Genomic DNA, 24,810 nt, shown 5'->3' with positions numbered 1-24,810 from the left:
GCAAAGGTAGCAAAAAAACTATTTCCGTGCTGCTACTGCCAGCAAGACTCCGAGCACAATGCCCAGCAATGCGGCAAACAGTACACGCATATCCGGCGGCAACATGAAAGTAATCGTATGTGCCGGATACCAGAAGAACGGAATGGTCTTTTTGAAAACAAAGTTCCACTGAACGTTCCAGTTCAGCCCGGTGATAATCTTCGTCATTGGGATAGGGGTGATAAGGCTCTTGAGAGAACCGCCGCACATCAGGATATGCGTATCCGTAATTTTATGGAAAGTCATGAATACCGGAGCAAAGATAGTGTTCATGGTCACGGATATAGCCAGCGCCACCAATACTTTATCAAGAGACATCGCATCGCTCGCAAAGGTTGCGGCTGCATTTGCCATTCCCATATACTCCATGAATTGAGGTACACCTTTAGAGAAAATGATCATGGCTGCATTGATGCCCATACCGAGTATTCCCCATACCACCATACGCGGAATAATACCGAAGCCTTTCCTGTTGTATACTCCCGCACTGATACGAAGTCCCAGTACTTCACCCAATGAGGATAGAATGGCAAACTTCAGAAAGCTCATCACCATGCCATGTTCAGCATTGAATGATTTGTACCAGTCGTAAACGGCACTACTTACAAAGAACGGCAGGAAAACCACCACTACCAAAAGAACAAACAGGAAATCTTGCTTTTTCATTGAAAAGACATGTTTTTCATTAATAATGCAGCAAACATACTAAAAAAGTTTCAAACTCAAAGCAAAATGATAATAAAATAAACGATATTGCAACAAATAAGAGTATACAATAACTAATTGAGGAGTTGCGTAAACGTCATGCAAATAATCAGTATTGAACAGAAGCCTGAAATACTTAATCTTATTACTTGATCATTTTCCACCCCCTTTGCGAACAATCATACTTTTTTTATATTGTAGTTGAATACTAAATATAAAAGAAGTATGAAACAGAAAAGTTTAACGGTCTTCATGAATGAAGTCATTGAAGAGTTGTGCCAACAGGAACGTTTTGCCACGGCACACATTTACACGTATGCCCTTCGGGCTTTTACTGAGTTTGTAGGTGGTGGCGAAATCTTCTTCGGTGGTCTCAACAAATCCTCCCTCCGCCGCTTCCAGCGCCATCTGGAAGACTTACAACGGAGCTACAACACCATCTCCACGTACATACGTGCGTTGCGGGCAGTGTATAACCGTGCGGTAGACAGCGAACTGATCTCCGGAGAGTTCCGTCTCTTTGCCGGACTGAAAACCGGAGTGACCTCCGAGCGGAAACTGGCAGTAACAGCCTCCCAGATGAACCGCTTGCTGAATCCTCCAACTACCAGCAACGCGTTGCCTAAAGAAGTCGGCCAGGCACAAGACAGCCTGAAACTGATGCTTTTACTACAAGGTATGCCCTACGCTGACTTGGCACACCTGCACAAGAAGGATATCCAAGGCGATCTCCTTACCTGCCGACGCCGCAAGACAGGTACTGAACTATGTGTGAAAGTAGTCCCGGAAGCCATGCGATTAATCAACCTCTACCGTAATCAAGATTCATCTTCACCCTATCTGCTCAATTTCCTGAGCGGCACTCTGAAAGGTGAAGCAGCTTTCAATGAATATGGCAGGAAACTACGGAACCTGAATTTCCAATTGACACGATTATCTGAACTTTGTGGAGTGGGTGATGTCAAAGTAAGCTCCTATACCGCCCGCCATACGTGGGCGACACTTGCCAAATACTGCCATGTGCCGGAAGAGATGATTTCGGAAGGATTGGGACACTCCTCGCTGGAAGTTACCCGCACCTATCTGAAAAGCTTTGACGGGGACGAGTTGGCAAAAGCGAATCGAATGATAATTAATTACATTTACTCTGGAAAGAAAAAACTATGGAGTAGGGTATAAAACTGCTGTTACTCCGTAAGTAACGGAACTGTTAGTACGCGACAAAGATAGAGTAATTTTCGCAAAAACAAATTATAAACCTTAAAAAACGACAACATTTTAACTTTATACACGGCTTCAGTAGAAAAATATACTGGCAAATAAACATATTACGGTCATACAGACTATGAGAAAGCACATGATTCTCCTTTCCACGTTATACCCTTCAACATGGATATATAATATCTTACGCTTTATTCCCGCATAAAATTCAATTCAAAGACCTGTCATGCTTCCATAACGCCTTACAGTATTCGTATTTGTGGGTTTCCGTTACTTACGGAGTAATGCTCCTTGCATACCGTTACTTACGGAGTAACGGTATACTAACAAACCTATTAAAAAGAAATGCATTATGCTTACGCCACTGACACAGACAGCTATTTTCATACTTCATGATATAGCTACTGGAGGAATTCCGGAGAATACATCCAAGTATAAGCTCTTCATCAACACAGTGTCCGAGCTACTTCGGAAACTTGAAATTGCCAGCTTAATCAGCTGCAAAGATATTGAGAACCGGGAACTCCTTTCTTCCTACGAACTGATACGTCCCTGTCATCAGATTTCCTTGCTGGAACTTCTCGAAGCTACCGGAGAGCACCTTAATTGCAATCACCCCACCCAAGAAGCGCTGTATGCACATTATCGCAATGCCGCCAACAAATTGGGAGTAATCAATCATATGACTCGTATCTACCTGTCCGAGATCAAGTTGAACGACCTGTTTTGAAACCATCCGAGACATGAAGAAAAGAATAATCATTATAATAAGTAGCATTTATCTGCTCCTGCTACCGTCCACAGCCTTTGCGAATGGAATTACAGAAGCGGACACACTGCTCTGTACCCGCGACAGCTCCTGTCGTGAATCTCTGTTGCTGTATTTTCGCTTCAACCAGTTAGTGATTGACAACGATTATATGGAGAATTATAAGACACTCGGTGCTTTCCATGCCCTGTTATCCAACGATATAGCCGTTTCACTGATCGATACTATTTTCATCACGACCTACGCTTCCCCCGAAGGGGACAAAACATACAATATCCGTCTGGCAGAGCGTCGTGCAGAAGTGGTGAAGAATTACTTATCAGAGAAGTACCCCATTCTGGAACGCCCGCGTATCTGCACCGATCCACGGGGAGAGAACTGGACCGGACTACACCGGATGATCGAAGATGATAATTCCGTTCCCGACCGTGAAGAAGTATTGATGATTCTGGATCACGTGAAAGACCTTAACCGCTGCAAAGACTTACTGAAACGGTTGAATTGCGGATATGCCTATAAGTATATTCAGGAACATATTTTGCCCGGACTGCGGAATGCCACCGTTTGTACCATACAAATGAAGACGTTGCACGCTTCTGCCCTCAATCTCCAGATATCCGGCAAGCAGAAACCTGTAATAGAAGAGGAGAGTAGCACCTTCGGAAAACCCGAAAGAATAGATGCGCACAAACCCAAAATGACGAAATACTCCGTTTTTCATTCCTTCCATCGCCCTATTCTTGCTCTGAAGACAAACCTTCTGTTCGACCTTGCCATATCCCCGAACGTTGAGCTGGAACTGCCTTTGGGAAAACGTGAGCGTTGGTCTCTGAATGTAGAATGGATATTTCCCTGGTGGCTCATCGACCATGACAAATACTGCCTCCAGCTTCTTTCCGGCGGACTGGAAGCCCGATACTGGCTGGGCAAACGCATGAACCGCCATGCACTCACCGGACATTTCTTCGGTTTCTATGCAGGTGGCGGAAAATACGACCTGCAATGGGAAGAAAAAGGATACCAAGGCGAATTTTATATCGCCTCCGGCATCAGCTACGGTTATGCGCTTACCATCGCCCGCAATCTGAATCTTGAGTTCTGCATCGGCATCGGCCTGCTGCAAACCAGCTATAAACATTATCGTACTATCAACGACCACCGTACACTGCTTTGGCAGAACAATGGGAACTATACCTGGTTTGGACCGACAAAGGCTAAAATATCCTTTGTATGGGTACTGGGTCGAAAAGTGAAAGGAGGGGAAAGATGAATTTCAAATTAATAACATTCCTTCTCCTGTTGTCGGTGCTTTGCAGTTGCGAACGCCGTGACATCACCTATTATATGGAGTCTGAAATCTCCGTGACTGCCGATTGGAGCCGCGCAGGTCTGGAAGAAGAAACAGAAGAGGGCGCCACGCTGGTCATCTTCCCACAAGATGGCAGTCAGCCCCGTGTGTTGCTGACAGGCGAACGCGAATACACCACTGTGCGCCTGCCCCTTGGCACTTACGACATTGTACTTTTCAATCGTTCTTTCACCGATTTCAATAACCTCCTGTTCCGTGGACAGGAGGCTGTGGAAGCTCTTGAAGCATACGCCAGAGAGGTGGTGACTCGTGCGTCGACACGTGTCATTGTCTCTTCACCCGACAAGTTGGCAGCCGCCACCATACGCCATTTTGAAGTGACGGATGATATGCTGGGCAATTATGCTCCTGCTGCATCGCGCGCCGCATGTCCCGCAGGTACTTGCAAAATGCACTTTACGCCCATGCCACTCACCCGGCACATACAGGTGACATTGAACGTGAAAGGCCTGCAAAATGTGCGTGAAGTACGTTGCACACTGTATGGTATACCTCTTTCGGTTTTCCTGCACGACGGTCATGCGGGTGAAGAACTGGGCGGACAGGAGTTCACTGTAGGAAGCCCCGCCTTCAATGAAGGTTCTTTCACAGACGGTACGATGAAAGGTACACTCGACGTATTCGGTTTCGACCGTTCACTTTCACATTCCATCCTGCTGAGGGCATTGTTGGTGGATGGGAAGACAGTGATAGAGCAAACATTAACGGATATAACCGTAGAAGAACAAACAGATGAGATTGGAAATATTACGCTGCATATAGAAGCTTCCGTCCCTAAAACCTTCCCGGATGTAAAGCCCGAAGGCGGTTCCGATTCCGGATTCGATGTCGGTGTGGATGACTGGGAAGATGACCAACAGGTAGATATACCGGTATAGAAACTCTTTTTTATTAATTAAATATGTATCAAGTTATGAAAACTAAAAGTTTATTTTTTGTAGCGGCAACCGCCCTTATAGTAGCAGGATGCTCGCAAAATGAAGTTATGGAAACCAATCCGGATGCGAACCGCGCCATTGGTTTCGGAGTGTACACAGGTACACAGACAAAAGGTTTGGTTACGGACAACTCACTAACTGACGGAACTACAGCCAACGGATTGAAAGTAGACGGTAAAGGTTTCGGTATTCTTGCCTATCAGACCACTGGAGATTATTCAACCAGTGGAGCCAAAGGTACATTTATGGATAATGTACATACTACATGGAATGCCACAGGCGGTAGTGGCGGTGGTGCTTGGGAATATTCTCCACTGAAATTCTGGCCAGGAAATAGTACGGATAAACTCTCTTTCTTCGCTTATGCCCCGTATAGTACAGGGGGTGCAAGTGGCATCACCCTGACGAATGCTACGGGTACCACAGACCCGTCTCTTGATTTTAAGTTGCAAACTAACCAAAAAGACATGGTAGACTTAGTGGTATCAACAGCCAAGAAAGACCAACAGCAAACAACTGCCAGCGGTAAAGTCACTTTCGACTTTAAACACGTACTCACCCGTGTCACCATGAAAGCTAAGACGGACAAGAGCATATCTTCCAATGCTGAAACCAAGGTGTACATCACCGGTATCAGCCTGAAGCATACGACGAAACTTGCCGGAGAGGCAACTATCAACATGAATGATGCTACCTGGGCACTGCCAACATTACCGACTGATGCAAGTAAGTATCTGACAAGTCCTTATATCCTTGCCGCAACTTCATCCAACGGTGTGCTCAAACTGGAAAATCCCGCCTGGAAAGGTTATACCACACCCGCAGTTTCAATCAATGAAACAGCAGCCAGCCTGTTCACGGATAACCAATACCTGTTCTTTATTCCTATAGATGGAACAACCGGTACTACAGGTGGTGATGAGGTGCAAGCCTCTATTACGTATGATATTGCCACTATTCCTTCTTCAGGGGCTACCACTGCCGCAGTTTCTTCTTTCACTAAAGAAGTAAACCTGGGAACCGGAATCTTTGCACAGGGAAAAGCATACGCTTTCACCTTCACCATCGGATTGAACTCGATTGAAGTAGACGTAACGGATAGCTTTGATTGGGATACCACCGGCGAAGATAAAAATGTTACAGTAAACTAAGCCGCACATTTTTTTATCTCAATATCACCCTAACCAAGCCCGGACAAGGTTGAATGTCCTTCTCCGGGCACACATACAGATCAAGAAAGTAAATCGAAAGATATGAAAGGAATAAAACTCTCAACTTTTGCCGCCCGCTGTGCATTGTTCACTACCTGTTGCGCATTGTTTGCCGCCTGTTCGCAAACTGATGAAACGGAACTGCCTGCTGTTCCTATAGGCTTTGTACCTACCGTAGAGACACAGACGCGCGGAACAGATTTTACCAAGGATAACCTTACTTCTTTAGGCGTACTGGCTTATCTCACACAGGGAAGCAGCTTCAACGCTTCGTCTTCCACTCCCAACTTCATGTACAATCAGGAAGTGACGAAAGCAAGCGGAGCCGCTACGTGGGAATATGCTCCCACGAAATTCTGGCCGGCCAACAGTAATGATAAGATTACTTTCTTTGCCTATGCACCGCACAACCCTACAGGGCTGACAGTACCGGATATTACGGCAACAGGTTATCCCTCATTCACATACGCAGTACCATCTACAGAAGCTGCCCAAACGGATCTCTTATTGGCAAAACCTGCACCCAATAAGACCGCAAGTGACGGCAAAGTGAATTTTTCATTCAAGCATGCCCTGACACGGATTGTCCTCAATGTGGAAGCGGGAAGCGGTTTTACAGGAATAACGATTAATTCTCTTTCCATCAAAACAAAGAAAAGCGGCACGGTAGCGTTCAGCTCCACTACTTCTGCAACAGACTGGATGCAATGGAGCAACATAGCCTCCGGAGCCGGAAACGATATATCCTGCACTGCCACTTTGCCTTCATCTTCCAGCACAGTGTCTGCCGGAAGTACGGGAAAAATAGCAACCTTTTTCTTACTACCTGTAGCTGCTACAGGAAATACGTCTGAAAATGCTACGCTTACATTCTCTTACACTATGAATGGAATAGGAGATACCAAAACCATAACAGACTTAGCTCTGACTTCCATGGCCGATTGGCTACCTGCCACTTCAATCACTTATAATCTGAAAATAACAAGAACTGCGGCAACGGTAGAAGTCGGCAGTATCAGTGTATGGTATGGAACTACCGCAGATATTGACAAAAGTGGCGAGATAGCGGAGGGATATAAAGCCGGAGATATAAAAACAGGCGATTTTTACTATGACGACGGTACGTGGAGTGACGGTGGTTACCGTATGCTGACAGATGGAAACGTGATGCAATATAATGTGCAACCAACTGAAGGAAAAAACTGCATCGGCATTGTATATGCCAATGCCAAGACTGGAACGGAGCGGGGAGACAACATCTCAATTTATAGCAGCACGGGATTATCCGGAGCTACTGAAATTAAAGGATATGTCGTAGCACTGGATAGAATATCCGGTGTACGAAGAAGCGGAAGTGGCTCAAATAACACAACAGCTTTTAACGGCTATACAAATACACAAAATCTTAGTACCTCGAGTTCCAATCCTCGTGAGATACGTGAAGTTCTGATAAACACCACTACACCACCACCAAGCTCCACCAGTGGCTGGTACGTAATGTCGTTAGGGCAGACAATGTATGCCTATGAGAACAGGGATATTATAGATAAGAGCAGAACAAATATAAGTTCCGGAAGCTATGAAAACATGGATTTCGGCAATGTTTGGACAAGCTCATACAAAACAACAGGTAGCAATTTCCCAACAATTTTTAATAATGGAAGTTATGGTAACGCACAGCCTACTTCAATGCAAAATGCTTATCCGGGTTTCACTTTTTAAGATTATATACAATGAAAAGAGTATTAGAAAAAACAGCTTTATGGATTGTTTCCATAACTTTGCTTATGGCATGTAATCCGGATTTTGAAGATAAATCCGATAAAGTGTTTACTTCTCTACAGGTTATCCTGAGCGGCTTTGAAGGAAACACAGATACACGTACACAAGAAAACGGATATCAGACCTCTTTTACCGGAAACGAACAAATCGGTATCTTTTCTCTGAAAACTTCTAATAACACCATTTTAGAGAACAATGTACCGTATAAGTACAATGCATCAACCACCAGTTGGCAACCTGTTAATGCAGGAAATCAGATATATATGTATGATAGTGGTGTCACTTATTATGCCTATTATCCATACAACAGTAATATGGATGATAAGAAAAGCATTGCAGAGATTACCACTGCATTTACTCTGCCGGAAGACCAAAGCACATATGACAATTATAGCTCTGCCGACCTCATGACTGCTACAGGCACACTCAACAGCAGCACATTGAGTCTGACTTTCACACATGCCATGTCATTGATAGAGATAGCAATAGACGAAACATCCAATTCAAGCGCCAGTTATAATCCCGCTCCCATGTTCTATGGTATAACACCCTGGAAGATGTCAGACGGACTATATCGCTATCTCGTGAAACCCGGTACAGATGTCGAAATCGGATTCGATTACGGTCCTGCGGATAACCGTTATGCATTTCAGAAATCTCTTGCAGCTGCCGATATCACGGCAGGGAAATATACACGCATTAAAGCTCCTTTTGATAATCGATGCTTTGAGCTGAATACCGGAAATTATGTAGGTGTATTAGGCTCTGTTTCAAAAGTAGTAATAAATGGAACTGAATACAGTGCAAGTCTCATTTCGGAAAGTAATAACCGGTATTTACTGGATGATTTAAGAAAATCTCCGGAGACTTTCACTTCTTTCAGTATTTATATCACTGATAATCTGGCAAAAGCAGATAGTAAAGAGCAATTATTGCTCACTGTCACGACCTCGAATATAACGATAGATGCTACTAATAAGAGTCTGACTGTTTCTCTTAGTGCAGGCGGTATGGAAGGGGCAGGAACTTCGGCTACTGATCCGTATTTAGTAACGACTCCGCCACAACTGAGGGGAGTAGATGCAGAAGGAACAAATAATAACTCACTGGAAACAGAATACTATGAACAAAAAGCAGACTTAGATTTGTCGGCATACGACAATTGGAAACCTGTAAAAAGCGGAGCGTTATACGATGGGAAAGGGTATAAAGTCAATAATTTAGTTAGCACTCAAGGAGGAATATTTTCTTCTAACGGAGGTACTATACAAAATGTACACTTAACTTCTGGTACAATAAATGTCAATAACAAAACAGCTGGAGGTATTGTAAATGAAAGTACATTATCCGGTCACAAAATATTAAACTGTAGTAATGCGGCAACTATCACTGCTATTAATAATGGAGATATTGGTGGTGTAGTAGGTAATGGCTCACATAGTATAATAGAATATTGTAAAAATTCCGGTAATATTACGATGGATGCATGTGGTGGTGGTATTGTAGGGCTTACATGGGGAAATCAGGTAAGTACAAGCGAAATAGATAAAATGGATACAGAAATAAGATATTGCTATAATACCGGAACAATTACCAAAAGTAGTGCCAATAGAAACAGTGGTGATATTGGTGGAATAATAGGTCGTTTGGTTAGAACTAAAGTTCTTGAATATTGCTATAATGCGGGGCAATTAATAGATAATGGTGGAAATAACCGTATAGGAAGTATTATGGGAGAATTAGATAATAGTCATTCTAAAAATAATTATGGGGTTTCTGTAACAAGTAACAAGCTACACTATTCCAACAATGCGGGAACAACAACCAATGATAATTTTTTCAATAATCCAAATTCATGGCCTGCATACAGTACAGATACTTCAAACGGTTGGGGTAGTACACACTGGCAATCTTACAATTTGGGAGAATACCCCAAATTATTGTGGGAACCTTAAAGCAAACAAACCATCCTTTGTACCCCAACAGACGGTCTGTTTAATCTCAGCAGACCGTCTGTTCACTATGAACAGACCATGTATTTTATAATCATTATAACCACTAAGATCAAAACAATGAGAGCAAAGAACCAGGGCATGAATATGACCGAAGAAGATATCATGGATATGATTGCCAAGAAGAAAGAGCGTTATGCCCGTCAGCAAACACGTCTGGAAGATTTAAAGCGCAGTATGAATTATAATCACAATGACATCAAACAACTGGAATATACCTTACAAAAATTAAAACGATCTCGTAAGAAAAAGAGATTTCGCAGTTTCATTTCCCGCCAGCATGTTTCCACTTTCTTCATTCGCATATCCCGTCTCTACGATTATCTGCAACACCGTTTGCACTGCTCGTTCAATTATACACTGTTTTGCCTCATAGTCAATAGTCGCTATTGCTTCGAAAGCCGCACGCAAACTGTCGGGCACAAGCAACTGTCACCGGCAACGGTGTTGGCGTATTTTAAAAGGGAAAGGGCGGAAATATAAATGCTCTTTAAACCTCTTCGCACCTCACCATGTCCCAACCGCGAAACTGCAACAGCACGCGATGTAATGTAGTTCCTTCGGCAAGCCGACGCGCCACTTTATCTTCACTGTATTGCAACAACTGGCGACGTCCCTCTTCAGCTTGTGTTTCAAGTTCATTGTCCGTTGCCATACGGGCGGCATATTTCAACTCCAAAATGTAGCTGTGTTGTACATCGGGATAACGTTGCTTATCAGGTAGCAGGAAGAAGTCGCAATATCCGTAGTTCATTTCTAACTCCGGTTCTACCAGATAATAAGAGGCGAGGGCGAGGTATGCTTTCAGGAAGCCTTGCAAATTATGTTCACCTTCTATGGAGTCACGGATGGAAGAGTTTTCACGATAAATGCGGGCAACCGTTTCAAAGAATTTCTTCCACTCTCCGTCATAAGCAAGGTCTATCAACATCACACTTAGATAATGTAAATCTATAGAACTTTGCTTCTGGTAGTAATCCCGTAAAAAGCCAAAGTATTGCTCGCGAACACAGTTATTGGGAATACACATTTCTATCATGTCTCCACGAGTACCACACATGGTAAGTAGTCCGTAGTAATAGAGCAGGCTGCGGAAATTGTCTATATCCGCTACTCGCTCGGCAGGGAAAGAAGTATGCAGATCGACCAGGATTTTGCCCTTTGCAGCTATATCTTCAATAGTACTCATGCGGCTACCTTCGTGTACTGTATCGTGGTCAATGCGAGCCAGCATTTTCAGTTTGCTGTAGTCGGTACGGATGTTTTTGTCTACCATCTGCTCGATGAGCGGAAGATACGGGGTTTTATCCACGAAATAGGAGTTTTCGTTCCTTAACTGGTTAAAGTCGGATATCCCGTAAGGTATTCTTTTCACTTGATTCATATTGGTAAGCCTCTCTTTATGAGTTATGCAACAAAGTTAGTCTATTCCGCAAAATAAAGCAACGGTTTGTCAATGTATTCTGTTCGGAAAAGATTTTTTTTAATGTTTTCTCACCCCTTACCTCCGGTTTTTTCCTTTCCAATTTTCCTGACTAACTTTGCCGTATCATTAATTAAAAAACAAATAAAATGAAAGAACAAAGCTTTGAATGGATGATGCAAGGCTGCCACTCCATTACAGAAATAGCTGTAGCCTATTTTCCCAATTATCAGTACGACTGCTCGGCAGTAAACACATTGCGCCGGGCAATAAAAGGACACGCATTATTGCTGGCAGAACTGACAGAGGCCGGATTCACCCATAAAACGACCATAATGACTCCGAGACAGATATTAGCCTTAGTCCGGCAATGGGGAATGCCCTTGTTGGTGAAGGAGGCAATAGATAAAAATCCATACTTATTCGTACCCAAAATGGCGGAAAAAATATAATGTATTTTAATACATTCATTATTATAATATATATTATGGGGTGAAAGGGGGTGTGAAAACGTTTTTTTACTATTCTCCTAAACCCTTATCCACAAAGGGGTTCAGAAGAGTAAGAGGGGTGTGAAAGGGGTGGTGATAAAAAATCCAGCCAAGATCCCCCTCTGTCATTAATCAAAACTGGATTATTTAACCTTTCATAACCGGATAATTGCATTCCCTGCGGTAAAGGAGTAATTTTGAAACATCAATCAATTAAACAAGAAAAAGCATGAATAACCACCTTCAGGGTATTTTGAGTAAAGGATATGTCCTGTTTCCGAAAGTATTATTTGAAGAACAAATGATTTTAAACCAGCAGGCAAAAGGACATTTTGAAGCTTTTGTACTGGTACTGACACACGTTAACTACAGCCCAACCACCTGTTGCATCAATGGGTATTCGTTCGAATGCCGACGGGGCGAGTCCGTCCTCACGCTAAACCATTGGGCGGAGATATTCGGCTGGAACCGAAACCGCACCCGTTACTTCTTTCGCAGGATGTTTGATGAAGGTTTTATAGAAAGGCTTGTCAACCCATACACCACGCACATTCGCATACCGGACTATGACCTGCTAACTGGAAAGAGTGAGCGTATCCCCTCTAAACCGGGAACCAATAGTGGTGAGTTCGACATCTTCTGGGATGCCTACCACGAAATCACCGAAAGACAGAAATTAAATATCGGACGTGCCAAACGGGAATGGAAAAAGCTGTCCGCCGAAGAAAAGAAGCTCGCCCTGGATAACATCAATGAATATTATTTCCACCTCAGTGACATCAAATACTGCCTGCAAGCAGCCAATTATTTATCTAATAAAGCCTTTAGTAATGAGTACTTTGATTAATCCGCACGACGCCGAGCTTGAAGAAGTCATCCTGAGTGCCTGCATGATGGAGCGTGAAGCCATGCCCCTTGTAGCAGACAAGCTGCGTCCTGAAATGTTCTACGAAGAAAAGAACCTTGAAATATATGCCGCCCTGCAAGCCATGTATCGCGCGGGAAAGTCCATCGACCTCATCACCGTAAGGGATGAGCTCGGTGCCCGCGGCAAGCTGGATGCCGTAGGAGGCCCTTTCACCCTGACGTGTATCAGTGGGCAGGTGGCTTCTTCCGCCCATCTGGAATATCATGTACTCATTCTCCGGCAGAAGTTTGTAAGGCGCGAGATGAGACTCGGCTTCCACAAACTACTGGCATCCGCCACCGATGAAACCATAGACATTGCCGACACACTGATAGACGCGCATGCGTTGCTGGATCGCCTTGAAAATGAATGCGGCACTACCGACCATCTACGTTCGATGGATCAGTTGATGGAGGATACCTTTGCGCAAGTAGAGATGCGCATTGCAGCCAGCAAGAATGGAATCACAGGAGTCCCTACCGGATTTACCGACTTGGACAATCTCACTTCGGGCTGGCAATGCGGAGACTTGATTGTCATTGCCGCCCGTCCTTCGGTAGGTAAAACTGCCTTTGCCCTTCACCTGGCACGGTCGGCAGCCATGGCAGGCCACCATGTAGCTGTATACAGCCTCGAAATGCAAGGCGAGCGTCTGGGCGACCGATGGTTGCTGACAGCCACGCCGGACGTCAATCCGCAGCACCTGAAAAGCGGGCAATTGACTCCGGAAGAATTGCGCCAGATACGCAATGCCACCGCCGAACTTGCCCGCCTGCCCATCCACATAGACGATCATCCGGTGACAAGCATGGACCGGGTGCGTTCTTCGGCCCGGATGCTGAAAAGCAAGGGAAAGTGCAATATGGTGATTCTGGATTACCTGCAACTCTGCGATATGAAGTCCGACCAAAGTAACCGGAACCGGGAACAGGAGGTAGCGCAGGCAAGTCGCAAGGCCAAATTACTGGCTAAGGAGCTAAATATCCCTGTATTGCTTCTGAGCCAGTTGAACCGTGAAAGTGCAGGCCGGCCCGGACATCGCCCGGAATTGAGCGATCTGCGTGAGAGTGGAGCCATCGAACAGGATGCGGACATGGTGATGTTGCTGTATCGTCCCGCCATCTGCGGCCAGACGATAGACCGGAAAAGCAAATATCCCGCTGAAGGACTGGGAGTAGTGATCGTGGCCAAGCATCGCAATGGAGAGACAGGAGACGTCTACTTTCATCATAATCCGAGTTTGACAAAGATGGGAGACTATGTTCCACCCATGGAATGGTTGATGCAAAATGCCAAATAAAGTAACTATTACCACATCAATTATTCATTAAAAATAATTGAAAAATAAATAGCATAATACTTGACTTTTCCTCTCTAGTTTTGTATCTTTGTATCACGCTTGAGAGAGCAAGCAAAACTTAAACCTTAACTTAATTTTTATTTACTTATGGATGTACTTGTAGAGCGCTATCTGCGCAGAAAGATTGTCAGTGATCCCGATTCCCAAAAGTTGTATTATCTCCGTCAAGTCCCCCGCACCTGTGGCAAGGTGGATATCGACGTGCTGGCCGCCGCCATTGAGAAGAATTGCGCCATGACCAAAGGCGATGTGAAACATGTGATTGAGGCCCTTGTAGAAGAAGTTCAGGAAAGCCTTGCCAATGGTAATAAGGTGAAGCTGAACAAGTTCGGCACATTTCACATGACGTTCTGTTGTCCGGGCACAGAAGCGGCGGACAAATGTACGGTAAGGAATATCTCACGCGTTAATATCCGCTTTGTTCCGGACAAGGAATTGAAACTGGTTAATGGCAGCAACGCCCAAACCAGAAGTACTGCGAATGTGACATTCTCTCTGGAAAAAACAGAAGAAGAAGGGGGATCTTCCAATAAACCTGAAGGAGGATTGGAGGAAGACCCGCTGGGATAGAGTCTAAAGCCTCCAGCTTTAGAAATTAAAAATTAATAATTAAAGAATGAAAGCTACGCGGTGGGAGGGCGTGGCTTGTAGTTTACCTAAACTTGATGTGTTATGAAGAAATTGACTTGGGATGCTGTGTTGAAAATTGTAATTGCAGTGGCTTCGGCTGTGTTGGGTGCACTGAGTGCGCATGCGATGACGGTCAGATAAATTAGGAATAAATAAGAAATGAGAAAAATTGATTTAATCATCATTCATTGCAGCGCCACCCGCGCTGACCGTTGCTATACGGAATATGACTTAACTATAGACCACCTGCGCCGGGGATTCTCCGGTGCAGGTTATCATTATTATATAAGGAAGAACGGGGATATAAAAAGCCTTCGCCGCATAGAAAACCCCGGTGCACATGCGAAAGGATACAATGCTCACTCAATAGGTATATGTTATGAAGGTGGGTTGGATACGAACGGTCGCGCTTCTGACACAAGGACTGATTTTCAGAAACATTCCCTTCGTATATTGGTGATGCTGTTATTGCGGGATTATCCCGGTAGCAGAGTAGTGGGGCATCGCAATCTCAGCCCCGACCTGAATCATAACGGTGAAATAGAACCGGAAGAGTGGATCAAGGAATGTCCCTGTTTCGATGCAACAGAGATCCTGCAAAATCCTCCTCCGGTAAATCCGATGTATCTGGAAAATGATAAGGAGCCCTGAAAGGGCGTAATCACTTCTTCTTTAAAAACCGTTTAGCCAAATATTTTCGTATAGGCTCATCATACAGCTTCAAGCACAGGTAAGCCAACACTACATTCAAGGCATAAACGCATAAAGCAACCTGCCAGGTCTCTCCCAAAGTAAAGAGTTGATTTTTAATCAGCCATGCATAGAACAGATACATGAACGGATAATGTATCACATAAATCGGATAAGAGATATCTCCCAGAAACTTACATATCTGAGTGGACTTTTTATCCGTAGTAGCTCCCGACGCTCCTATCCATACAAGGGCGGGGAAAGCCACGATTATACAAAATGCTTCATAAAGCCCATTTGTGCAAATCGGCTCCACACCTTCCAGATAGGGTACTGAGAACAAAGCAATCAATACAATGGTACATATCCAGAACGCGCCTTTCACCTTCATAGGCTTGAAGTTACGCGACATAAGCATACCCACAGAAAACGGGAACAACATTCTCAATAATCCGCCGCCAAAGTTGACACCGTCCAATGTCCAGCCCACACCTATATTTCCATAACCGGAAACATCGAAGACTGCGAATAGCGCCAATGCCACTCCCAACAATACAACGAGCGTAGTCAGCGCCTTATTGGATAAGCGACGGATAAACAAGGCATATAGAATATTACCTATATACTCGAAGAACAACGACCAGCAAGGCCCGTTCAACGGAAACATCTCACCGTTGCCACGCACTTCATAACCTACGCCCGGCATTGCGGGAATAAAGAATATCGTGCAAAGCAGGGACAGCATTATCATGGAGATGCCGATATGTGTTCCATCCCATTGCACGGACCCCTGAATACAAAATGTAATAGCACCCAGAACAGCCCCCATTATCACCATAGGATGAAGACGTATCAAACGGCGCTTAAAGAAATCTTTCATTGTAAGACTCTTACCCCAACGGTCATCATAGGCATAGCCGATAACGAAACCTGAAAGGATAAAGAAAAAATCTACGGCTAAATATCCATGATTGAACGTTGTAATCATAGTATCGCTTGCAAAAGCATAGCCTTCGAATATATGATACCATATTACCATAAGAGCCGCTACACCACGAAGTCCGTCCAGAAGATCGTAATGCGCCTTGGTATCCGAAAATGCTGCTGAGGGGGTATTAGACATTTGTTTCTTAGTATTAAGTTAATATTTTCAGATGGCAAAGATACAAAAAAAGAGACTGCCTTAAGACAGTCTCTTTTCATTTTATCTGATTTCAGGAAAATCCTTATTCAATCACTCCGAGTTCACGGAAACATTTCGTCAACTTCTCAACAGCATAGTCTACCTGCTCTTTGGTGTGAGTAGCCATCAATGCTACGCGCACCAGCGTATCTTGAGGTGCACAAGCGGGCGGAATAACCGGATTAATGAAGATACCTTCATCAAACGCCATCTTAGTTACGATAAATGTCTTTTCCGCATCACGCACATACAGCGGAATGATGGGAGATTCAGTTTCACCGATTTCGAAACCTGCATCACGGAATTTCTTCAATGCATAGTTGGTGATGTCCCACAGACGTTGCTGACGCTCCGGTTCGTTCATAATGATGTGAAGAGCTTCACGGGCAGCAGCCGTAGCGGCAGGCGTGTTACTTGCCTGGAATATATAAGAACGGGCATTGTGGCGCAACCAGTTGATTACCGAAGCATCTCCGGCAACGAAACCACCGATAGAAGCCAGTGACTTGCTGAACGTACCCATAATCAGGTCGATATCCTCCGTCACACCGAAATGATCGCAAACACCGCGTCCCTGTTTTCCGAATACACCCAATCCGTGTGCTTCGTCCACCATGATGCTGGCATTGTATTTCTTCTTCAAACGTACGATTTCGGGGAGGTTGGCAAGGTCGCCTTCCATAGAGAAAACACTATCCACTACAATCAGTTTGATAGCATCCGGCTCACATTTCTGGAGTTCTTTTTCCAGATCGGCCATATCGTTATGTTTGTACTTCAATTGAGTAGAGAAGGAGAGGCGGCGGCCATCCACGATGGAAGCATGCACGCGATCGTCACAGATAATGTAATCATTACGTCCCGTTAATTGCGGAATAACACCTTCATTTACAGTAAATCCAGTGGAAAAACAGAGTGCATCGTCTTTTCCGACAAACTCAGCCAATTCTTTTTCCAACTCTACGTGTATATCAAGAGTTCCATTTAATAAACGGGAACCTGCACAACCTGTACCGTATTTATCTGTGGCAGCTTTTGCGGCTTCTATTATTCTTTTATCGTAAGTCAGTCCTGTATAAGCATTCGAACCGAACATCAGGACTTTTTTACCATCCATCAACACCTCAGTATCCTGATGGCTGTCAATTGTGCGGAAATAGGGGTATACGCCCATTGCCATATATTGCTGTGGCAGGTCGTATTTCGCCAATTTGTCTTGTAGTAATCCCATGAAATGTTTATTATATAATATGAAATATTTAACTCTTAGTTACAAGCCTTTTGAAAACAGGGGGCAAAGATAGCAAAATATGTGCTTATCTGTTCTTTTTTTACTAAAAAATATATTTGCCTATGGATTAAAGCCCACTCTATGGTTAAAAATTCAAGTATTTGTATTACTTTTGCCATTTATAAAATTGCATAGTGAAACAACCCTTGCATGGACGAAGAAAAAAAGAAAATATCATTCATTATAAATCCGAAATCCGGTACGCAGAGCAAAGAGCAAATCCTCCATCTGCTCGATGAAAAGCTGGATAAGGCAAAGTATGTTCAAGAGGTAATCTATACCGAATATGCCGGACATGCTGTTGAAATTGCTGCACAAAAAGCAAAGGAAAATGTGCATGCTGTAGTGGCTATTGGCGGCGACGGTACGATCAACGAAATAGCCCGTTCGCTGGTGCATACAAAAACTGCATTGGGCATTATTCCGTGTGGTTCGGGAAACGGACTCGCACGCCACCTGCAAATTTCAATGGAGCCCAAAAAGGCGATAGAAATCATCAACGAAGGAATTATAGACGTCATCGATTACGGAAAAATCAATGAAGTGCCTTTCTTCTGCACCTGCGGTGTGGGGTTTGATGCTTTTGTCAGCCTGAAGTTTGCAAAGGCGGGCAGGAGAGGGCCTCTTACTTATTTAGAAAAGACTCTCCTGGAGAGCCTGAAATATCAGCCTGAAACTTACGAACTGGAAACGGAAGACGGTACCTTAAAGTATAAGGCTTTCCTGATAGCCTGCGGCAACGCTTCGCAATACGGAAACAATGCATACATAGCTCCACAGGCCATGCTGACGGACGGATTACTGGACGTGACCATCCTTGAGCCCTTCACGGTGCTGGATGTGCCCTCCCTTTCTTTCCAACTGTTTAATAAGACTATAGACCAAAATAGCCGTATCAAAACTTTCCGTTGCCAGACGTTGCGCATCCACCGTACCAAACCGGGGGTAGTGCACTTTGACGGGGACCCGATGATGATGGGGGAAAACATTGACGTGAAGGTTATCAAAGAAGGATTGCAGGTAATCATCCCCCGGTATGCCGAAAAAGACTCTTCGAATGTATTGCAACGGGCACAGGATTACATAAATGGCCTGAAGCAGATCAATGAGGAGATTGTGCATAAGAATAAGATGATATTGGATAAGAGTAAAGAGCAGATTAAGAAGTTAACGAAAATCTGAGTTTTTTATAAAATAAATCTGTATTTTTGCACGTCGTAAGCAATTAAGTATGCGCCCTGACAGCGCAGCCAATTTATAATTTATAATTATCAAGATGTTTAGATCACACACCTGCGGAGAACTTCGTATCTCCGATGTCAATAAGCAAGTAACGCTGGCAGGTTGGGTGCAGCGCAGCCGCAAAATGGGAGGCATGACATTCATTGACCTCCGCGACCGTTACGGTATCACCCAGTTAGTTTTCAACGAAGAGGTGGACGCCGCACTTTGCGAGAACGCCAATCGCCTGGGACGCGAATTCGTCATTCAGATTACAGGAACGGTGAACGAACGCTTCAGCAAGAATGCCAATATCCCGACCGGAGATATTGAAATCATCGTATCGGAACTGAATGTGCTGAATGCAGCTCTGACACCTCCGTTCACCATCGAAGATAATACGGATGGTGGCGACGATATCCGCATGAAATACCGTTATCTGGATTTGCGCCGTCCGTCGGTACGCAGGAATCTGGAACTCCGCCATAGAATGACCATTGAGGTACGCCGCTACCTGGACAGCCAGGGTTTCATCGAAGTGGAAACTCCTGTACTGGTAGGCTCTACTCCGGAAGGTGCACGCGATTTCGTGGTGCCCTCACGCATGAATCCGGGACAGTTCTACGCTTTGCCGCAAAGCCCGCAGACTTTGAAGCAATTGCTGATGGTATCCGGTTTCGACCGTTACTTCCAGATTGCCAAGTGTTTCCGTGACGAGGACCTTCGTGCCGACCGTCAGCCGGAATTTACTCAAATAGACTGTGAAATGTCTTTCGTGGAACAGGACGACATCATCAACCTGTTTGAAGGTATGACGAAATATCTGTTCAAAGAAATCCGCGGTGTGGAATTGGAAGGTCAGTTCCAGCGTATGGCATGGGCAGACGCCATGAAATATTATGGTAGCGACAAACCCGACTTGCGTTTCGGTATGAAGTTCGTAGAGCTGATGGATATACTGAAAGGTCATGGCTTCTCTGTATTTGATAGTGCCGAATATATTGGTGGTATCTGTGCCGAAGGTGCCGCACACTACACCCGCAAACAACTGGATGCACTGACGGAATTTGTGAAGAGACCGCAGATTGGTGCAAAAGGTATGGTTTACGCCCGTGTAGAGGAAGACGGAAATGTAAAATCAAGCGTTGACAAATTCTATACGCAGGAAGTACTGCAACAGATGAAAGAAGCTTTTGGTGCCAAACCGGGTGACTTGATTCTGATTTTGAGCGGCGACGACATCATGAAGACACGCAAGCAACTTTGCGAGCTTCGTCTGGAAATGGGTAGCCAGTTGGGACTGCGTGATAAGAATACATTTGCATGCCTGTGGGTGGTAGACTTCCCGATGTTTGAATGGAGCGAGCAAGAAAACCGTTTGATGGCTATGCACCATCCGTTTACCCATCCTAAGGATGAAGACATTGCTTTATTGGACACTGATCCGGCAGCTGTACGTGCAGATGCTTATGATATGGTAATCAATGGCGTGGAAGTTGGTGGCGGTTCAATCCGTATCCACGATCCGAAGTTGCAGGCAAAGATGTTCGAAATCTTGGGCTTCACTCCTGAAAAAGCAGAAGAACAATTCGGCTTCCTGATGAATGCATTCAAATATGGTGCACCCCCTCATGGTGGATTGGCATATGGTCTTGATCGTTGGGTATCTCTCTTTGCCGGATTGGATAGTATTCGTGACTGCATCGCATTCCCGAAGAATAACAGTGGACGCGACGTGATGCTGGATGCCCCCGCAGCGCTTGATCCGTCTCAGTTGGACGAACTGAATCTGATTGTAGACATCAAAGAGTAAGAGTAGGTTAATTTGTTGTGAGAGAGTCGAGACGCATCTTCCGTTTTGCGGTAATCGGTACGCTGAATGCCTTGATTATAGCAGCAGTCATCTGGCTGATGATGGATGAACTGGACATTGACTATATGCTCTCTAACATAACCGCTTACGTCATTGCACAGACTCATAATTTTATCTGGTGCAAGCACTGGATATTTCCTTTGGATGATAAAGAAAAGAAGAGCAACACCTGGAGGCAGGTGTTGCTCTTTTCTATCGCTTTCGGAATGGCATATCTGGCGCAATTCCTATTTCTGGTAGTATTGGTCGAGGGACTGAACTGCGATGAGTATCTTGCCCAGTTCCTGGGATTGTTCATTTACGGAGGGGTAAACTTCATAATGAACAAGAAGGTGACATTTAAATAAAGAACATTCTTATTCTAAATGAATTAATGGGTGGCTTTATACCAAGCCGTCTCTGATTTTTTAGCCGCATATCTGTGGGTACTGATATCTGAAATGGTTATTCCGGAATAAGCGTTTATCTTGACTTTCCTGCCATAACCTACTGCCGTATAAAAATACTCTGTATGACTTTTAAATGCAGAAGGCACAGTACGATTCAACTGTGTATTGAATTTATTCAGTAAGTCCTGATCTGAGCAAAGCTTAGCAACATAATCTCCTAAATCAAAAAATATCACAGGTGAATAGCCATCCATTATCTGTACTGAATTCAACAAAGAAGTATCGAAAGTATATTTACTATTAATTTCCTTCATAATAGCAGCCAACTCATCCAACTCCGAACAGTCCGTTACACCGATGGTTCCGCAAGGCATCAATTCATAGTTCTGATAAAAGTCAAGAAAAACCTCACAAATACCAGCATAGTCGACCTCACCAAATAAATAAGCACACATATCCTCATAAGGCATACCATGAACCATGATTTCAGTGGGACAGCCAATCAGATAATGAGTGACGTCCTTCAGATCATAGGCCACTTCAACACATGACATGTAGCAATCATCAAACATAATATATTCCATCTTTAAACCTGCATCGGAAATCCCTTTGGCAAATGTGGTAATATCCGTCTGAAATTCAGAGGTTATTCCTCCAAACAGACGGGTTCTGTATGTTGCTTGACTATCCCAATGCATCTGTTGTCCAACACTACGGGTTGATGCACTTGAAACAGGAATCCAACCCAGTCCATGACTGCCTATAATCATAGAATAGCTGTTAGCAGGAGCATAACCCTTGACATCATTCAAGATTGAAGTAATACCTGCTGCTGTGGTAAAAGCAGGATTCTCATATTCCTTCAGTGTATGCCGAATATACTTGCCATCTTTATACTGAAACTCAAAAAGCGTAGCATCTTTCGAAGTAGTAGAGAGAAACACAAGCACACGTTCGTTTTTAAGTATCCCTTTTTTTATAGCGATTTCCATGTCGTTGATATTATTTTGGAAATCCGACAACAAATTGGTTGACCAAGGCATATAAACAAACACTGTCCGTTGAACTACCGGTAGCTCAGGAGTATCTTCCTTCTCACACGAGGTCAGGAAGAAGGACAAGACTAAAAAAAGGAATACAAACTTCTTCATAGATTATCAGGGTTATAGCATATTAATCAAGGAATCGTTTCGTCAATCCTCCATATTCATCAATACGACGGTCGCGCAAGAAAGGCCACCAGCGACGGACATTTTCAGAACGTTCCATATCTATTTCCACTACCATATTTTCAGGATGGTCGTTTCCAGCTTGCGCCAGGAATTCGCCTTGCGGACCTGCAACAAAACTATTTCCCCAAAACTGAATACCATTTGTCTGCATGGACGGATCGGGTTCATGACCGACACGGTTGACGGAAATGACCGGCAATCCGTTGGCTACGGCATGGGCACGCTGTGAGATAATCCAGGCATTGAGTTGGCGGGCTTTTTCATCGTCGGTGTCACTGCTTTCCCAACCAATGGCGGTGGGGTATATCAGCAATTCGGCGCCTTTCAATGCCATAAGGCGGGCAGCTTCGGGATACCATTGATCCCAACAAACGAGCACGCCCAGCTTTCCGATAGAAGTCTGAATGGGTTCAAAACCAATATCACCGGGGGTAAAATAGAACTTTTCATAATAGGCAGGGTCATCGGGAATGTGCATTTTACGATATTTTCCGGCAATGCTTCCATCGCTATCGAAAACAACTGCTGTATTATGGTAGAGTCCCGGTGCACGTTTCTCAAACAAGGAAGTCACCAACACAATTTTATTGGCAGCAGCCAGTTCGGAATAAAATCCGGTGGAAGGGCCGGGAATCGTCTCTGCCATATCAAACAATTGCGTATTTTCAGTCTGGCAGAAATACAGGGAGTTATGCAATTCCTGCAAAACCACCAGTTGAGCACCATGGGCGGCGCAGGCTTCTATACTTTTAGCCAGATTCATCAGGTTCGTACGAAGGTCTGATGTATTGGCTTGCTGGATAATACCGACTTTTATTTTTCTCATATATCTTCTGTTTTTATTTCAATACTCCTGTAGGATATTGCATCGTTACACAATGAAGGGAACCGTGCTGCTTGATTAATGCCCGGCAATCAATGCCGACAATTTCATATTCAGGAAAAGCTTCCTGCAAGACTTCTTTGGCACGGGCATCATTCTCCGGTTGGCAATAAGTAGGATAGAGCACCGCATCATTCATTATCAAGAAATTGGCATACGTAGCAGGGAGGCGTTCACCTTCTTCTTCAATCTTATCCACCATAGGTAATGCCAACAGGCGATAGGGTTCTCCACTCATAGTACGGAAAGTTTTCAGTTGTTCTTCCATCCGGTGGAGAGCTTCGTAGTGCTCGTCCTGAGTATCGGTGCATTGCACATAAGCGATAGTATCCGGAGAGCATAAACGGGCAAGGGTATCGACATGGCTATCCGTATCGTCTCCTGCCAGATAGCCGTGGTCGAGCCAGAGCACGCGTTGCAGATGAAACACGGAACAAAGATATGCTTCGATTTCATCGCGACTCATCTGTCCGTTACGATTGGGAGAAAGCAAACACTCGGAAGTGGTAAGTAACGTTCCCTGCCCGTCGCTCTCAATGGAACCGCCTTCCAAGACAAAGCCAAGACGATTTATATAACGACCATACAGAAAACCTGCTTCCACAGCTTGGCGGGTAATCAGGTTATCTTTATCCGAAGCAAATTTCAATCCCCAGCCATTGAAAGTGAAATCAAGAAGGGAAGGGCCATCTGCATTGAGCAGGGTGATTGCTCCGTGGTCGCGCGCCCAAGTATCATTCGTTTCACACTCCATGAAACGGACATTCTCCATATTGACGGTAGCTAAGATTTGTTTTCTGACTTCCTCCGGTTCGGGAGTCACAATGAGAAGTAATTCCCGTTTAGCTATCTCGCGGGCAATAGCAGTGAAACATGACCGCACTTCCGTAAGCATGTACCCCCAATCCGTTCCGGCATGGGGCCAGGTCAGTTGTATCCCACTTTGTGAAGCCCATTCGGCAGGAAGACTGGTTTTCAAATCCTTATCGCTCATCATCTTATCGTTTTATCACATTATCACTTAAAATCACTCTTTCTTCTCTTCTTTCGGTTTACGGTCGAAGAACGGATTCTTGGTCGATGCACTGACCGGAATAGCATACACGGATTTACAGCCAGGCAACCATTCCAATTGCTGTGCGGCAAGTCCGGCGGAAAACATGACGCGTGTATCTACACGTAAATCGGCTG

At 44.4% G+C, this 24,810-nt stretch carries 25 protein-coding genes; 17 read left to right on the top strand and 8 right to left on the bottom strand.

Annotation, left to right across the window (positions count from 1 at the left end; all coding sequences use genetic code 11):
• Positions 1–18 precede the first annotated feature (18 nt).
• Positions 19–705, bottom strand: coding sequence for a hypothetical protein (locus QZ135_RS11640; RefSeq protein WP_294609159.1), 687 nt, complete (start codon positions 703–705; stop codon positions 19–21).
• Between the two features lie 264 nt (positions 706–969).
• On the opposite strand from QZ135_RS11640, the gene QZ135_RS11635 reads away from it, so the two are divergent.
• From QZ135_RS11635 to QZ135_RS11600, 8 genes are all read left to right on the top strand, one after another.
• Positions 970–1,923, top strand: a complete 954-nt coding sequence (locus QZ135_RS11635; RefSeq protein ID WP_294609157.1) for a site-specific integrase — start codon at positions 970–972, stop codon at positions 1,921–1,923.
• 394 nt (positions 1,924–2,317) lie between these two features.
• Complete coding sequence (locus tag QZ135_RS11630) at positions 2,318–2,695, top strand: hypothetical protein (RefSeq protein WP_294609155.1); 378 nt, start codon at positions 2,318–2,320, stop codon at positions 2,693–2,695.
• 13 nt (positions 2,696–2,708) lie between these two features.
• Positions 2,709–4,004, top strand: coding sequence for a DUF3575 domain-containing protein (locus QZ135_RS11625; RefSeq protein ID WP_294609153.1), 1,296 nt, complete (start codon positions 2,709–2,711; stop codon positions 4,002–4,004).
• Positions 4,001–4,981 (top strand): DUF5119 domain-containing protein, encoded by a 981-nt coding sequence (locus QZ135_RS11620; RefSeq protein ID WP_294609152.1) that lies wholly within the window; start codon positions 4,001–4,003, stop codon positions 4,979–4,981. Before QZ135_RS11625 ends, QZ135_RS11620 begins: the two co-directional genes overlap by 4 nt.
• Before the next feature lie 35 nt (positions 4,982–5,016).
• Complete coding sequence (locus QZ135_RS11615) at positions 5,017–6,192, top strand: fimbrillin family protein (protein WP_294609151.1); 1,176 nt, start codon at positions 5,017–5,019, stop codon at positions 6,190–6,192.
• A 102-nt stretch (positions 6,193–6,294) separates the two neighbouring features.
• Positions 6,295–7,974: a fimbrillin family protein gene (locus QZ135_RS11610; protein ID WP_294609149.1), complete on the top strand. Its 1,680-nt coding sequence runs from the start codon at positions 6,295–6,297 to the stop codon at positions 7,972–7,974.
• An 11-nt stretch (positions 7,975–7,985) separates the two neighbouring features.
• Positions 7,986–9,989: a fimbrillin family protein gene (locus tag QZ135_RS11605; RefSeq protein ID WP_294609147.1), complete on the top strand. Its 2,004-nt coding sequence runs from the start codon at positions 7,986–7,988 to the stop codon at positions 9,987–9,989.
• A 117-nt stretch (positions 9,990–10,106) separates the two neighbouring features.
• Positions 10,107–10,529 (top strand): hypothetical protein, encoded by a 423-nt coding sequence (locus QZ135_RS11600; protein WP_294609145.1) that lies wholly within the window; start codon positions 10,107–10,109, stop codon positions 10,527–10,529.
• Between the two features lie 7 nt (positions 10,530–10,536).
• On the opposite strand, the gene QZ135_RS11595 is transcribed toward QZ135_RS11600, so the two are convergent.
• A complete protein-coding gene (locus QZ135_RS11595; RefSeq protein ID WP_294609143.1) occupies positions 10,537–11,430 on the bottom strand; it encodes a PD-(D/E)XK nuclease domain-containing protein in 894 nt (297 codons plus the stop codon).
• Positions 11,431–11,618: 188 nt separating this feature from the next.
• Between QZ135_RS11595 and QZ135_RS11590 the strand changes: the two genes are divergently transcribed.
• The 6 genes from QZ135_RS11590 (at position 11,619) to QZ135_RS11565 (ending at position 15,508) form a co-directional block, all read left to right on the top strand.
• On the top strand, positions 11,619–11,921 hold the full coding sequence (locus QZ135_RS11590; RefSeq protein ID WP_294609141.1) for a DUF4248 domain-containing protein: 303 nt from the start codon (positions 11,619–11,621) through the stop codon (positions 11,919–11,921).
• Positions 11,922–12,189: 268 nt separating this feature from the next.
• Complete coding sequence (locus QZ135_RS11585; RefSeq protein WP_294609140.1) at positions 12,190–12,807, top strand: hypothetical protein; 618 nt, start codon at positions 12,190–12,192, stop codon at positions 12,805–12,807.
• Positions 12,791–14,167, top strand: a complete 1,377-nt coding sequence (gene dnaB, locus QZ135_RS11580; RefSeq protein ID WP_294609138.1) for a replicative DNA helicase — start codon at positions 12,791–12,793, stop codon at positions 14,165–14,167. Before QZ135_RS11585 ends, dnaB begins: the two co-directional genes overlap by 17 nt.
• A 147-nt stretch (positions 14,168–14,314) precedes the next feature.
• Positions 14,315–14,797 carry an HU family DNA-binding protein gene (locus tag QZ135_RS11575; RefSeq protein ID WP_294609136.1) on the top strand — a complete coding sequence of 161 codons (483 nt, stop codon included), beginning with the start codon at positions 14,315–14,317 and terminating at the stop codon, positions 14,795–14,797.
• Positions 14,798–14,899: 102 nt separating this feature from the next.
• Positions 14,900–14,998: a smalltalk protein gene (locus QZ135_RS11570; protein ID WP_182021424.1), complete on the top strand. Its 99-nt coding sequence runs from the start codon at positions 14,900–14,902 to the stop codon at positions 14,996–14,998.
• Between the two features lie 18 nt (positions 14,999–15,016).
• Positions 15,017–15,508, top strand: a complete 492-nt coding sequence (locus tag QZ135_RS11565; protein WP_294609132.1) for an N-acetylmuramoyl-L-alanine amidase — start codon at positions 15,017–15,019, stop codon at positions 15,506–15,508.
• Positions 15,509–15,518: 10 nt separating this feature from the next.
• On the opposite strand, the gene QZ135_RS11560 is transcribed toward QZ135_RS11565, so the two are convergent.
• Positions 15,519–16,670, bottom strand: a complete 1,152-nt coding sequence (locus QZ135_RS11560) for an acyltransferase (RefSeq protein WP_294609130.1) — start codon at positions 16,668–16,670, stop codon at positions 15,519–15,521.
• 103 nt (positions 16,671–16,773) lie between these two features.
• Positions 16,774–17,961 carry an aminotransferase class I/II-fold pyridoxal phosphate-dependent enzyme gene (locus QZ135_RS11555; RefSeq protein WP_294609128.1) on the bottom strand — a complete coding sequence of 396 codons (1,188 nt, stop codon included), beginning with the start codon at positions 17,959–17,961 and terminating at the stop codon, positions 16,774–16,776.
• A 210-nt stretch (positions 17,962–18,171) separates the two neighbouring features.
• On the opposite strand from QZ135_RS11555, the gene QZ135_RS11550 reads away from it, so the two are divergent.
• The 3 genes from QZ135_RS11550 to QZ135_RS11540 all read left to right on the top strand — a co-directional run bounded on the left by QZ135_RS11550 (position 18,172) and on the right by QZ135_RS11540 (position 21,462).
• Complete coding sequence (locus QZ135_RS11550; RefSeq protein ID WP_007218543.1) at positions 18,172–19,203, top strand: diacylglycerol kinase family protein; 1,032 nt, start codon at positions 18,172–18,174, stop codon at positions 19,201–19,203.
• 94 nt (positions 19,204–19,297) lie between these two features.
• Positions 19,298–21,055 carry an aspartate--tRNA ligase gene (gene aspS / locus QZ135_RS11545; protein ID WP_294609126.1) on the top strand — a complete coding sequence of 586 codons (1,758 nt, stop codon included), beginning with the start codon at positions 19,298–19,300 and terminating at the stop codon, positions 21,053–21,055.
• Between the two features lie 17 nt (positions 21,056–21,072).
• Positions 21,073–21,462, top strand: coding sequence for a GtrA family protein (locus QZ135_RS11540; RefSeq protein WP_294609124.1), 390 nt, complete (start codon positions 21,073–21,075; stop codon positions 21,460–21,462).
• A 23-nt stretch (positions 21,463–21,485) separates the two neighbouring features.
• Here the strand turns inward: QZ135_RS11540 and QZ135_RS11535 are convergent, their stop codons facing one another.
• From QZ135_RS11535 to QZ135_RS11520, 4 genes are all read right to left on the bottom strand, one after another.
• Positions 21,486–22,655 (bottom strand): clostripain-related cysteine peptidase, encoded by a 1,170-nt coding sequence (locus QZ135_RS11535; protein ID WP_294609122.1) that lies wholly within the window; start codon positions 22,653–22,655, stop codon positions 21,486–21,488.
• 22 nt (positions 22,656–22,677) lie between these two features.
• Positions 22,678–23,562 carry a carbon-nitrogen hydrolase gene (locus tag QZ135_RS11530; RefSeq protein ID WP_294609120.1) on the bottom strand — a complete coding sequence of 295 codons (885 nt, stop codon included), beginning with the start codon at positions 23,560–23,562 and terminating at the stop codon, positions 22,678–22,680.
• A gap of 13 nt (positions 23,563–23,575) precedes the next feature.
• Positions 23,576–24,613, bottom strand: coding sequence for an agmatine deiminase family protein (locus tag QZ135_RS11525; protein ID WP_294609200.1), 1,038 nt, complete (start codon positions 24,611–24,613; stop codon positions 23,576–23,578).
• A gap of 33 nt (positions 24,614–24,646) precedes the next feature.
• Positions 24,647–24,810 (bottom strand): ferredoxin domain-containing protein (locus QZ135_RS11520; RefSeq protein WP_294609198.1); only part of this gene is annotated, 164 nt, incomplete at its 5' end.

It is taken from the genome of uncultured Bacteroides sp., from assembly GCF_905207245.1.
Classification (GTDB): domain Bacteria; phylum Bacteroidota; class Bacteroidia; order Bacteroidales; family Bacteroidaceae; genus Bacteroides.
This window is presented reverse-complemented; position numbering and strand designations above follow the sequence as displayed.

Coding starts and splice junctions, on each gene's coding strand:
- aspS (WP_294609126.1), top strand. CDS start 19,298: ATGTTTAGATCACACACCTGCGGAGAACTTCGTATCTCCGATGTCAAT.
- QZ135_RS11600 (WP_294609145.1), top strand. CDS start 10,107: ATGAGAGCAAAGAACCAGGGCATGAATATGACCGAAGAAGATATCATG.
- QZ135_RS11550 (WP_007218543.1), top strand. CDS start 18,172: ATGGACGAAGAAAAAAAGAAAATATCATTCATTATAAATCCGAAATCC.
- QZ135_RS11630 (WP_294609155.1), top strand. CDS start 2,318: ATGCTTACGCCACTGACACAGACAGCTATTTTCATACTTCATGATATA.
- QZ135_RS11560 (WP_294609130.1), bottom strand. CDS start 16,670: ATGTCTAATACCCCCTCAGCAGCATTTTCGGATACCAAGGCGCATTAC.
- QZ135_RS11565 (WP_294609132.1), top strand. CDS start 15,017: ATGAGAAAAATTGATTTAATCATCATTCATTGCAGCGCCACCCGCGCT.
- QZ135_RS11635 (WP_294609157.1), top strand. CDS start 970: ATGAAACAGAAAAGTTTAACGGTCTTCATGAATGAAGTCATTGAAGAG.
- QZ135_RS11590 (WP_294609141.1), top strand. CDS start 11,619: ATGAAAGAACAAAGCTTTGAATGGATGATGCAAGGCTGCCACTCCATT.
- QZ135_RS11555 (WP_294609128.1), bottom strand. CDS start 17,961: ATGGGATTACTACAAGACAAATTGGCGAAATACGACCTGCCACAGCAA.
- QZ135_RS11525 (WP_294609200.1), bottom strand. CDS start 24,613: ATGAGCGATAAGGATTTGAAAACCAGTCTTCCTGCCGAATGGGCTTCA.
- QZ135_RS11625 (WP_294609153.1), top strand. CDS start 2,709: ATGAAGAAAAGAATAATCATTATAATAAGTAGCATTTATCTGCTCCTG.
- QZ135_RS11575 (WP_294609136.1), top strand. CDS start 14,315: ATGGATGTACTTGTAGAGCGCTATCTGCGCAGAAAGATTGTCAGTGAT.
- QZ135_RS11595 (WP_294609143.1), bottom strand. CDS start 11,430: ATGAATCAAGTGAAAAGAATACCTTACGGGATATCCGACTTTAACCAG.
- QZ135_RS11570 (WP_182021424.1), top strand. CDS start 14,900: ATGAAGAAATTGACTTGGGATGCTGTGTTGAAAATTGTAATTGCAGTG.
- QZ135_RS11640 (WP_294609159.1), bottom strand. CDS start 705: ATGAAAAAGCAAGATTTCCTGTTTGTTCTTTTGGTAGTGGTGGTTTTC.
- QZ135_RS11610 (WP_294609149.1), top strand. CDS start 6,295: ATGAAAGGAATAAAACTCTCAACTTTTGCCGCCCGCTGTGCATTGTTC.
- QZ135_RS11615 (WP_294609151.1), top strand. CDS start 5,017: ATGAAAACTAAAAGTTTATTTTTTGTAGCGGCAACCGCCCTTATAGTA.
- dnaB (WP_294609138.1), top strand. CDS start 12,791: ATGAGTACTTTGATTAATCCGCACGACGCCGAGCTTGAAGAAGTCATC.
- QZ135_RS11585 (WP_294609140.1), top strand. CDS start 12,190: ATGAATAACCACCTTCAGGGTATTTTGAGTAAAGGATATGTCCTGTTT.
- QZ135_RS11620 (WP_294609152.1), top strand. CDS start 4,001: ATGAATTTCAAATTAATAACATTCCTTCTCCTGTTGTCGGTGCTTTGC.
- QZ135_RS11530 (WP_294609120.1), bottom strand. CDS start 23,562: ATGAGAAAAATAAAAGTCGGTATTATCCAGCAAGCCAATACATCAGAC.
- QZ135_RS11535 (WP_294609122.1), bottom strand. CDS start 22,655: ATGAAGAAGTTTGTATTCCTTTTTTTAGTCTTGTCCTTCTTCCTGACC.
- QZ135_RS11605 (WP_294609147.1), top strand. CDS start 7,986: ATGAAAAGAGTATTAGAAAAAACAGCTTTATGGATTGTTTCCATAACT.